Consider the following 10089-nt stretch of genomic DNA (forward strand, 5'->3'; position numbering starts at 1 on the left):
CCTCCGGACCGGGGTCCGGTCCGATCGCGGTCATCCCCCGGTACCCCCGGCGGCGGACGCGTGGACCCGTGGGGTGGGGACGACCCGCCCCAGCGCCGCCTCGAGCGCCGCGCCGACCCGCACGACGAGGCGGTCCTCGAACCGTGCTCCCACGATCTGGATCCCCACCGGCAGCCCCGCGTCCGTGGTCCCGCAGGGCAGGCTGAGGGCCGGCTGCTGGGTCATGTTGAACGGGTAGGTGTACGGGGTCCACGAGGTCCAGTCGGGACTGTGCCAGCCCGGGGGCACATCCGATCCGGCGGCGAAGGCCGGGATCGGGGTGGTGGGTGTGATCAGGATGTCGTATCCCTGGTGGAAGTCCGCCATCCGGGCGCCCAACGCCATCCGCACCGCCACCGCGTCGAGATAGTCGGCCGCGGAGTAGTCGTGGTACCGGCCCAACGCCTCACGCATGGACGGATCGACGTGGTCGATCGCGTCGGGGCCGTGCGGCGCGAGCACCGCGGCCAGGCCCGCGAACCACAGCACGTGGAAGGCGTCGACGGGATCGCTGACCCCGGGGTCGACCGATTCCACCCGCGCCCCCAGGGACTCCAGGACGCCGACGGCGCGCGTCACCTCGCGCTCCACCTCGGGGTCGTTGGTACCGAACCCCAGGTCGGGGCTGTACGCGACCCGCAGACCCTCGAGCGGACGATCCCCGTCGACGCCCTCCGTGGCCGCGGCGAGGTACCCGCCCGGGCCAGGGGTCGTGGCGCGGGCCGGGACCGCCGACCAGTCCCGGGGGTCGGGGCGGAGCAGCGCGTCCATGAACGCGGCGGTGTCGGCGACCGTCCGGGTCATCGGTCCGGCGTGGGCGAGCGTGCCGAACGGACTCGACGGGAACATGGGGATCACGCCGTACGTGGGCTTGAGCGCGACGATGCCGCAGAACGCGGCGGGGATCCGGACCGAACCGCCGCCGTCGGTGCCCAGGGCGAGGGGGCCGAGACCGGCCGCGACGGCAGCCGACGCGCCACCGCTCGATCCGCCCGGGGTGAGGTCGGGGTCGTGGGGGTTGCGGGTGACACCGGTGAGGGTGTTGTCGGTGACCCCCTTCCACGCGAACTCCGGGGTGGTGGTCTTGCCGATCACCACGCAGCCGGCCTCGTGCACCGCCGAGGTCACCGGGGCGTCGTCGGGCCACGACCCGGGGTCGGCGGCACCGGGCTTGTCGGCGAGCAGTCGCGAACCGCGCAGCGTCGGCACCCCACGGGTGTAGAAGATGTCCTTGATCGAGGTGGGGACGCCGTCGATCGGGCCGAGGGGCTCACCCCGCCGGTAGCGGTCCTCCGATCGACGGGCCGCGGCGAGGGTCGACTCGGGGTCGAGGTGGCAGAAGGCGTTGATCTCGCCGTCGACCCGTTCGATCGCCTCGAGGGCGTGTTCCGCGGCGTCGACCGGGGACAGCGCGCCGCTGCGGAAGCGCTCGGAGAGCTCCAGGGCCGTCAGGGACGTGGTCATCCATCTACCTTCCGTCGGATTGTCGACAATCCTACAGTCGACCACCGATCCGTCAACACGCCGGCCTCCCCCGACACCGCGGGCGCGTCACCGGACACCACACCCGGAGCGACCCGGCCTTCTACCCTGGGTGCCATGACCCCAGCTGACGACGCCACCCCCGACGGGCGGTCCGCGCTCCACCCGGACGCCGATCCCCCTGCCGCCGTCGACCTGTCCCCCGAGCTCGCCGACGCCCTGGGCCGCGCGGCGCGGACCCCCACCCTGGTGATCGCGTGCGACTACGACGGGACCCTGGCGCCGTTCGTCGACGACCCGACCCTCGCCGTCCCGGCACCCGGCGCCATCGACGCCCTCGATCGGCTCGCCGGGCTGCCGCGGACCACGGTCGCCCTGTTGTCCGGCCGCAACCGTGAGGCACTCGCCCGGGTGAGCGGTGCCGTCGCGCCGCTGGTGCTGGTGGGTAGCCACGGGTCGGAGTGGGAGGGCGGGTTCGACACGCCCCTGGACGACGACGAGCTCGCCCGGCTCGACCGTGTGGGTTCCGAACTCTCCGAGATCGTCTCGCGCACCCCCGGCGCCCACGTCGAGCACAAGCCCACGGCCGCCGTCCTGCACGTCCGCCCGGTCGAGGACCCGGCCCTGCGCCAACGGGCGATGGCCGAGGCGATGGCCCGACCCGCCGCCCTCGACGGCGTGTTCGTGACCGAGGGCAAGAACGTCGTGGAGATCGCGGTCCGCGAGGCGAGCAAGGGCGCGGCGATCGAGAGGCTGGTCGAGCAGACCGGGGCGGAGATCGCGATCTTCATCGGCGACGACGTGACCGACGAGCGGGGTTTCGCGCGCCTGCGCGACGGGGACATCGGGATCAAGGTCGGAGACGGCCGGACTCTCGCCACACACCGCGTGGCCGACATCCCCGCGGTGGTGGGGCTGCTCTCCCGGCTCGCCGAACTGCGGGGCTGACCTCCGGGCCACCCCGCGGTTGACCCCGTCGGCGAGGATCAACATACACTTAACGACAACGGTTCCCATTGCTACGAGAGCGGTCTTCGCCATGTCGTCATCCAGCCTGTCCCGCACCCCCCTGCCAGCCCGGGCCGCGGCGATCGCCGCCGCCGCGCTCCTCGGAGGAGCCGTCCTGACCGCCTGCGGGTCGGAGGACGGTTCCGGCGAGGGCGCCACGGCCACCGGACCGACCGTCGTGGCCTCCACGAGCGTCTACGCCGACATCGCCGAGCAGGTGGCCGGGGACAACGCGACAGTGGAGGCCGTGATCTCCGACCCGGCCGCCGACCCGCACTCCTACGAGGCGAGCCCGGCCGACGCGGCAGCGGTCAGCGGCGCGGACCTCGTGGTCTACAACGGCGCCGGGTACGACTCCTTCGTGGACCGGGCCCTCGAGAACGCCGCGGACGTCCCCGTGGTCCGGGCGGTCGACGAGTACGAACGCGTCACCGGCGAGTCGATCGCCGAGCACTCCCACGGCGACGAGCACGGTTCGGACGACCACGGTGCGGACGAGCACGGGCACGACGACGATCACGGTGCCGAGGGCGGTCACGGTGCCGAGGACGGTCACGACGGCCACGGATCGGACGACGATCACGCCGGCCACGACCACGCGTCCGACACCAACGAGCACGTCTGGTTCAGTCTGCCCACCGCGGCCGCCGTGGCCGAGCGGGTGGCCGAGGAGCTGGCGGCGATCGACGAGGAGAACGCCGAGGAGTACCGCGAGAACGCCGACCGGTTCGCCGACTCCCTCGCCCCCCTCGAGGCCGAGCTCGACGCGATCCACGACCGCGGGCACTTCCCCTACGCCCAGACCGAGCGGGTCGGCGCCCACCTGTTCGACGCCGCCCACATGGTCGACCTGACGCCGCGCGGATTCCTGGCCTCGATCGAGGACGACACCGACCCGTCCGCGGCCGACCTCTCCGCCATGCTCGACCTGATGGGCGAGCGGGAGGTCGCGTTCCTCGCGTTCAACACCCAGACCGAGACCACCGTGACCGCCCGCGTCCGTGACGCCGCCGAGTCGGCGGACGTCGCCGTCGTCGACCTCACCGAGACCCTCCCCGAGGGCATGGACTACACCACGTGGATGACGGGGATCGTCAACTCGCTGTCCTCGGCCCTCGACGGTGCGACCCCGGTCGCCGATGGTGGACACTGACCAGGTGACATCTCACTTCCGCGGCGAACCCGGCCCCGGGACGGTCGTCTCCCTGGAGTCGGTGACGGTCTCGCGCGGCGGGCGCACCCTCATCCGCGATCTCGACCTCGAGGTGGCCGCCGGGGAGTTCGTCGCCGTGCTCGGCCCCAACGGAGCCGGCAAGACGACCCTGCTCAAGGTGCTCCTCGGCGAGCTGGCACCCGATTCCGGCACCGTGCTGGTGGACGGCCGCGCCCCCGGCGACCGCGGAACCCACCTGGGGTACGTGCCCCAGCAGAAGGCGTTCGACCCCGGGATCACCCTGCGAGGACGCGACCTGGTCGGACTCGGGATCGACGGGACCCGCTGGGGTCCGGGGTGGCCGTCCCGGCGCGGCGAGAAGCGTCGGGTGGTCGACGCCGCGCTGGACCGCCTGGGGGCCGGGCAGCTGGCGGACAAGCCGCTCGGTCGCATGTCCGGAGGCGAGCAGCAACGCGTCCGGGTAGCCCAGGCCATCGCGTGCGACCCGTGCGTCATGCTCTGCGACGAGCCGCTGCTGAGCCTGGACCTCACCGGCCAGCGCACCGTCGCCTCGGTACTCGACCACCGCCGTCGTCACCACGGCACCGCGGTCCTCTTCGTCACCCACGAGATCAACCCGGTCCTGCCGATGGTCGACCGGATCGTCTACCTCGTGGACGGGCGCCACCGCATCGGCACCCCGGAGGAGGTGTTCACCACCGAGGTCATGTCCGACCTCTACTCCTCGCCCGTCGAGGTGTTGCGGGTCCGCGGCCAGATCATCGTGGTGGGCGACACCCAGCACCTGTGCGCCGAACCCTGGTCCACCGGCCACCACCATCACGACGACACCCACCCCGGAGCGCACTGATGGACCGCCTGCTCGAGATCGCCGGGACGATCGCCGACACCGAGGTGACCGCGCACCTGCTCCGCCAGGACTTCGTGCTCTACGGATTGGTCGCGATCGCGCTGCTCGGCCTGCTGGCCGGGGCGATCGGGCCGTTCATCGTGATGCGGCAGATGTCGTTCTCCGTGCACGGCGCCAGCGAACTCGCCCTCACCGGCGCCGCCGCCGCACTGCTGTTCGGCCTCAACCTGGGCCTGGGTGCGATCCTCGGATCCGTGGTGGCCGCGCTGATCTTCGGACTCATGGGCGCCCGCGCCTCCCAGCGCGACAGTTCGATCGGCGTGGTCATGGCGTTCGGCCTCGGCATGGCCGTGCTGTTCATCCACCTCTACCCGGGCCGGTCGGGGACCAGCTTCTCCCTGCTGACCGGGCAGATCGTGGGCGTGTCGGAGCACGGCGTGGTCCAGATGGCGGTGGTCGCGGCGATCATCTGCGTCACGTTGATCGCGCTCTACCGTCCGCTGGTCTTCTCCTCCGCGGACCCCGAGGTCGCCGAGGCGCGGGGGGTTCCCGTGCGCGCGATCAACCTGGTCTTCGCGGTACTGGTGGGCCTCGCGGCCGCCCAGGCCGTCCAGGTGGTGGGGGCGCTGCTCGTGCTCTCGCTGCTCATCACCCCTGCCGCCGCCGCGGCCGCCGTCACCTCGAGCCCCGGGCGCGCGATCGCCCTGACCATCCTGTTCGCCCAGATCGCCGCGGTCGGTGGGATGCTGCTCTCGCTCGCGCCCGGGGTGCCCGTCTCGGTGTTCGTCACCACCATCTCCTTCGTCATCTACCTGGCGTGCCGGGCGGTCGCGGCACTCCGGAGCTGAGCACCGACCGGCCCGCGTGACTACCGTCGGACGGGTGCCCATCGACCCCGACCCCCCTGCCGAGCGACCCGCCGGACCCCCGGCCGACCCCCCGGACGAGCGCAGCGCTGAGCTCGACGCGATCCGCGCCGCGTTCCCGACCCTCGCCTGGGACTCGGCGTCGTGGATCGACGAGGGCTGGGACCACGTGGTGGTGCTGTGCCGCGGGTGCCGCGGGGCCGACTCCCTCGGGCACCGGGAGCTGGTGTTCCGGTTCCCGACGGACGAGCAGGCGCTCGCCCAGCTCCCGCAGGAGATCGCCGTCCTCGACCACCTGTCCCCCGGTGTCGACGCCGCGATCCCCCGGTACACGCACGTCCCGTCGGGCGGCGGCTTCGCCGGGTATCCGCTGGTGGGTGGGGACAGGCTGACCCCCGAGCTACTCCGCGGTCTGCCCACGACGGACAGGACGTCGGTGGCCGGGCAGCTCGGTGCCCTGCTGGCGGCGCTGCACGCGGCCGACACCTCCACCCCGCCGCTGGACCGGGTCCCGGACTCGTACCAACCCGAGAACCTGGACTTCGTGCGGGGGATCGTGGCCCACGACCTCCCTGCGGTGTTCACCGAGGACGAGATGCGGACCGCGCGGGAGATCTGTGACGAGGTCGCCGCGCTCCAGTCCACCCTGCTGCCCAGGGTCTTCCTGCACAACGACGTCTACGTCCGTCACCTGTACTGGGATCGGCGGACGTCCCCGGGCCGGCTGGGGCTCATCGACTTCACCGACATGTGTCTCGGCGACCCGGCGGTCGACTTCGCCGAGCTGTACGAGTACGGCCCGGGCTTCGTCGACGAGGTGCTCGCGCGCTACGTCGGTCGGATCGACTCGACCTTCCTCGACCGGGCGTGGACCTACCAACGGTTCGCCGGGCTCTACATGGTCGTCGGGCACCTGTACTACGGCGAGGAGACGTGGGAGTACGCACGGGCGACGTTCGATCGTTGTCGATCGCCCCGCCGCCCGCCGGGCTGAACGGGAACCGAGGGGCCCGTCAGCCCTTCACGCGACGCTGGCGGGCGAACTCGGACAGCACCACGCCGGCGGCGACCGAGGCGTTGAGGCTCTCCACCCCTCCGGAGATCGGGATCGAGAGGATCGAGTCGCAGTTCTCGCGCACCAGCCGTGAGAGACCCTTACCCTCGGAGCCCACCACGACGACCGTGGGGCCGGTGCCGTCGTAGGTGTCCAGGGTGGTGTCGCCGTCGGCGTCCAGACCCACGAGCTGCACCCCGGCCTTGGCCCAGTCAAGAAGCGTGCGGTTGAGGTTGGTCGCGCGCGCGACCGGCAGCCGGGCGGCGGCACCGGCCGAGGCGCGCCACGCGACGGCCGTGATGGACGCACTGCGCCGCTCCGGGATGAGGACGCCGTGTCCGCCGAACGCGGCGACCGAACGGATGACCGCGCCGAGGTTGCGGGTGTCGGTGATGTTGTCCAGGGCCACGAGCAGCGCGGGTTCGGATGCTCCCATCGCGATGTCGAGCAGGTCCTTGGGATCGGTGTACTGGTACGGCGGCACCTGGAGCCCGATCCCCTGGTGCATCCCGTTCGACACCATGCGGTCGAGGTCCGTGCGCGGCACCTCGAGAATCGAGATGCCCTTGTTGGCGGCCAGGTGGACGGCCTCGGTCAGTCGCTCGTCGGCGTCCGAGCCGACCGCGACGTACAGCGCGGTCGCGGGCACGCCGGCCCGGAGGCACTCCACCACCGGGTTGCGGCCCACCACGTACTCCGGACCATCGGCCTGCTTCTCGGCGTACCGGCGCCGCTGCTGCGTGGTCTCCGCCTTCCGCGAGGCGGCCTTGGCCTTGCGGTGCGCGGAGTGGTACGTGCGGTCCTCGGCCTTGGGCGTGGCGCCGCGGGCCTCGAGGCCCCGCCGCCGTTGACCGCCGGATCCGACGACCTGGCCCTTCTTGGTGCCGGATTTGCGGATCGCTCCGCGTCGGGCCGAATTGCCAGCCATGTCAGTCCTTCCGGTTGGCGAGCGACCATCTCTGGCCGTCCGCGGTATCTGCCACCTCGACGCCGGCCGAGACCAGACGGTCCCGGATCGCGTCGGCGGTGGCGAAGTCCTTGTTCGAACGCGCGATGTCGCGCGCCTCGAGTTCTGCGCGCACGAGCGAGTCGAGCGCTGTCGTCGCGGCGTCGTCCGCGCCGCCCTCGGCCACCCAGTGGGGGTCGAGGGGATCGACGCCCACGACCGCCGTCATCGCCCGCACGGCCGACGCGGCCGTCAGCGCCGCGTCGAGGTCGCCGGACGCCAGGGCGGTGTTCCCCTCGCGCACCCGACCGTGGATCTCCGCCAGTGCGGCGGGGACCCCGAGATCGTCGTTCATCGCCGCGGCGAACCCGTCCGTCCAGTCACCCACGGGCACCTCGACGCCGGCCTCGGTCACGCGCCGCACGAACGCCTCGATCCTCCGGTACCCGGCGGCCGCCTCCTGCAGTGCCTCCGGCGAGTACTCGAGCATCGAGCGGTAGTGCGCGCTGCCGAGGTAGTAGCGCAGCTCGACGGGTCGCACCGCGCTGAGGATGTTGGGCACGCTGAGCACGTTGCCCAGCGACTTGCTCATCTTCTCCCCCGCCATGGTGACCCACCCGTTGTGCAGCCAGTACCGGGCGAAGCCGTCTCCGGCCGCGTGGGACTGCGCCGCCTCGTTCTCGTGGTGCGGGAACTGCAGGTCCAGACCACCGCCGTGGATGTCGAAGGTCCCACCGAGGTACCAGGTCGCCATGGCCGAGCACTCGAGATGCCAGCCCGGACGGCCCTCCCCCCACGGGGTGGGCCAGCTGGGCTCCCCCGGCTTGGCCGCCTTCCACAGCGCGAAGTCCCGCGGGTCCCGTTTGCCGCGCAGGTCCGCCGCCTCACCCTGGTCGACCTCCTCGAGGCGGTGTCCCGAGAGGTGGCCGTAATCGCCCTCCGGTGCGGCCGACCAGGCGGCCACGTCGAAGTAGACGCTGCCCTCGGCCGGATAGGCGAAGCCGCGCTCGATGAGCCGCTCCATGTAGTCGATCATCTGCGTCACGTGCCCGGTCGCCCGCGGCTCGGTGGACGGCGGCAGGACCCCGAGGGCGTCATACGCCCTGGTGAACTCGCGTTCGTGCGTGGCGACCCACTCCCACCACGGCCGGCCGTTCTCGGCGGCCTTGGTGAGGATCTTGTCGTCGATATCGGTGACGTTGCGGACGAACGCCACGTCGTAGCCCGTGGCCAGCAGCCAGCGGCGCAGGACGTCGAAGGCGACCCCGGACCGGACGTGGCCGATGTGCGGCACGGACTGGGGGGTGGCTCCACAGAGGTAGACGGACGCGTGCCCCTCCCGGACTGGGGTGAACTCCCGGAGGGAGCGGGTGGCGGTGTCGTACAGATGGAGCGTCACGGGTAGCGAGTCTACCGGTGACGCACCCTCCCGCCCGCTTCGTCAGCTCCGGAACACCAGGGCCGTCGCCACGGCGGAGACCCCCTCACCGCGACCGGTGAAGCCCATGCCGTCGGTCGTGGTGGCCGAGACGGAGACCGGGGCGCCGATGATCGCCGAGAGGGTCTGTTCCGCCTCGACCCGCCGCGGGCCCATCTTGGGGCGGTTGCCCACCATCTGCACGGCGGCGTTCCCGATCGCCCACCCGTGCCCGGCGAGTTCCGCCACCGCCTCGCGCAGGAGCCGCTCACCCGAGACGTCGTCGTACTCGGGGCGACCGGTGCCGACCAGGGTGCCGAGGTCACCGAGACCGGCCGCGGACAGGAGCGCGTCGACCAGGGCGTGGGCCACCACGTCGCCGTCGGAGTGCCCCTCGCACCCGTGGTCGTCCGGGAAGTGCAGGCAGGCCATCATGCATCGCTTGCCGGGCTGCACCTGATGGGCGTCGGTGCCGATGCCGACGCGCGGGATCACGGGTCCGGTCACGGGTGCTCCTCCGGGTTCTCGCGTGCACCGGGCTCCTGCGGTGCGCCGACTTCGTGCAGGGCACGGGCTTCCGACAGGGCACGGACTTCGTGCAGGGCTCGGACGTGGTCCGATGCCGTGGTGATCTTGAAGGCGAGCGGGTCGCCGTCGACGGTCGCCACCGTCCCGCCCAGCCGCTCCACCAGCCCGGCGTCGTCGGTGGCCACGTCCCCGGCCGCGTCGTAGGCGGCCAGCAGCACGTCGGGCGCGAAACCCTGCGGCGTCTGGACGGCCCGGAGGGCGGCGCGGTCGGGCGTACCCACCACGTATCCGGCGGCGTCGACCTCCTTGACGGTGTCGACCACGGGGAGGACGGGCACCACCGCGACCTCTCCCGATCGGACCGCCTCCACCACCCGCACGATGGGGCCCGCGGGGGTGAGGCAGCGCGCCGCGTCGTGGACCAGGACGACGTCGTGTACCGACGTACCGGACCGCGGGAGGCCGGCGGTGAGCGCCGCCAGGCCGTTGCGCACCGAGTCGGTGCGCTGCGCGCCGCCCGTGGTGACGACGACGAGGTGGTCCCCCGTCCGGAGAGGGGCGAGCAGGGCCTCCGACTCGGCGACGCGGTCGTCCGGGACCACGACCACCACGTCGTCGACGGCCCCGCTGGCCAGCAACCCGGCGACGGCCCGTTCGAGCATCGTCCGGCCCGACACCTCGACGAAGGCCTTGGGCACCCCGGCTCCCAGCCGTAGTCCGGACCC

Annotated in this window: 10 protein-coding genes; 5 read left to right on the top strand and 5 right to left on the bottom strand. The window is 72.4% G+C overall.

Annotation, left to right across the window (positions count from 1 at the left end; genetic code table 11):
- Positions 1 to 30: 30 nt before the first annotated feature.
- Complete coding sequence (locus G6028_RS15100; RefSeq protein ID WP_182659363.1) at positions 31 to 1503, bottom strand: amidase; 1473 nt, start codon at positions 1501 to 1503, stop codon at positions 31 to 33.
- A gap of 135 nt (positions 1504 to 1638) precedes the next feature.
- On the opposite strand from G6028_RS15100, the gene otsB reads away from it, so the two are divergent.
- The 5 genes from otsB (at position 1639) to G6028_RS15125 (ending at position 6413) form a co-directional block, all read left to right on the top strand.
- The gene (gene otsB / locus G6028_RS15105; RefSeq protein WP_182659364.1) at positions 1639 to 2469 is read left to right on the top strand and encodes a trehalose-phosphatase; all 831 of its coding nucleotides are present in this window, start codon (positions 1639 to 1641) and stop codon (positions 2467 to 2469) included.
- A 91-nt stretch (positions 2470 to 2560) separates the two neighbouring features.
- The gene (locus tag G6028_RS15110) at positions 2561 to 3682 is read left to right on the top strand and encodes a metal ABC transporter solute-binding protein, Zn/Mn family (protein WP_179524510.1); all 1122 of its coding nucleotides are present in this window, start codon (positions 2561 to 2563) and stop codon (positions 3680 to 3682) included.
- Positions 3669 to 4553, top strand: coding sequence for a metal ABC transporter ATP-binding protein (locus tag G6028_RS15115; protein ID WP_179524509.1), 885 nt, complete (start codon positions 3669 to 3671; stop codon positions 4551 to 4553). Before G6028_RS15110 ends, G6028_RS15115 begins: the two co-directional genes overlap by 14 nt.
- Positions 4553 to 5401, top strand: coding sequence for a metal ABC transporter permease (locus G6028_RS15120; protein WP_179524508.1), 849 nt, complete (start codon positions 4553 to 4555; stop codon positions 5399 to 5401). Before G6028_RS15115 ends, G6028_RS15120 begins: the two co-directional genes overlap by 1 nt.
- Positions 5402 to 5435: 34 nt before the next feature.
- On the top strand, positions 5436 to 6413 hold the full coding sequence (locus G6028_RS15125; protein WP_338404245.1) for an aminoglycoside phosphotransferase family protein: 978 nt from the start codon (positions 5436 to 5438) through the stop codon (positions 6411 to 6413).
- Between the two features lie 19 nt (positions 6414 to 6432).
- On the opposite strand, the gene rlmB is transcribed toward G6028_RS15125, so the two are convergent.
- The 4 genes from rlmB to ispD form a co-directional block, all read right to left on the bottom strand.
- Complete coding sequence (rlmB, locus tag G6028_RS15130) at positions 6433 to 7401, bottom strand: 23S rRNA (guanosine(2251)-2'-O)-methyltransferase RlmB (protein ID WP_179524507.1); 969 nt, start codon at positions 7399 to 7401, stop codon at positions 6433 to 6435.
- A 1-nt stretch (position 7402) separates the two neighbouring features.
- Positions 7403 to 8818 carry a cysteine--tRNA ligase gene (gene cysS, locus G6028_RS15135; protein WP_182659365.1) on the bottom strand — a complete coding sequence of 472 codons (1416 nt, stop codon included), beginning with the start codon at positions 8816 to 8818 and terminating at the stop codon, positions 7403 to 7405.
- Positions 8819 to 8860: 42 nt separating this feature from the next.
- Positions 8861 to 9343, bottom strand: a complete 483-nt coding sequence (ispF, locus tag G6028_RS15140; RefSeq protein WP_179524505.1) for a 2-C-methyl-D-erythritol 2,4-cyclodiphosphate synthase — start codon at positions 9341 to 9343, stop codon at positions 8861 to 8863.
- Positions 9340 to 10089 (bottom strand): 2-C-methyl-D-erythritol 4-phosphate cytidylyltransferase (gene ispD, locus G6028_RS15145; RefSeq protein WP_182659366.1); only part of this gene is annotated, 750 nt, incomplete at its 5' end. The genes ispD and ispF, both read right to left, overlap by 4 nt.

It is taken from the genome of Dietzia cercidiphylli, from assembly GCF_014145145.1.
Lineage (GTDB): Bacteria > Actinomycetota > Actinomycetes > Mycobacteriales > Mycobacteriaceae > Dietzia > Dietzia natronolimnaea.

What these genes read in the sequence shown, in the direction of transcription:
- G6028_RS15110 (WP_179524510.1), top strand. Translation starts at nt 2,561, where the DNA reads ATGTCGTCATCCAGCCTGTCCCGCACCCCCCTGCCAGCCCGGGCCGCG.
- G6028_RS15100 (WP_182659363.1), bottom strand. Translation starts at nt 1,503, where the DNA reads ATGACCACGTCCCTGACGGCCCTGGAGCTCTCCGAGCGCTTCCGCAGC.
- rlmB (WP_179524507.1), bottom strand. Translation starts at nt 7,401, where the DNA reads ATGGCTGGCAATTCGGCCCGACGCGGAGCGATCCGCAAATCCGGCACC.
- G6028_RS15120 (WP_179524508.1), top strand. Translation starts at nt 4,553, where the DNA reads ATGGACCGCCTGCTCGAGATCGCCGGGACGATCGCCGACACCGAGGTG.
- otsB (WP_182659364.1), top strand. Translation starts at nt 1,639, where the DNA reads ATGACCCCAGCTGACGACGCCACCCCCGACGGGCGGTCCGCGCTCCAC.
- G6028_RS15115 (WP_179524509.1), top strand. Translation starts at nt 3,669, where the DNA reads ATGGTGGACACTGACCAGGTGACATCTCACTTCCGCGGCGAACCCGGC.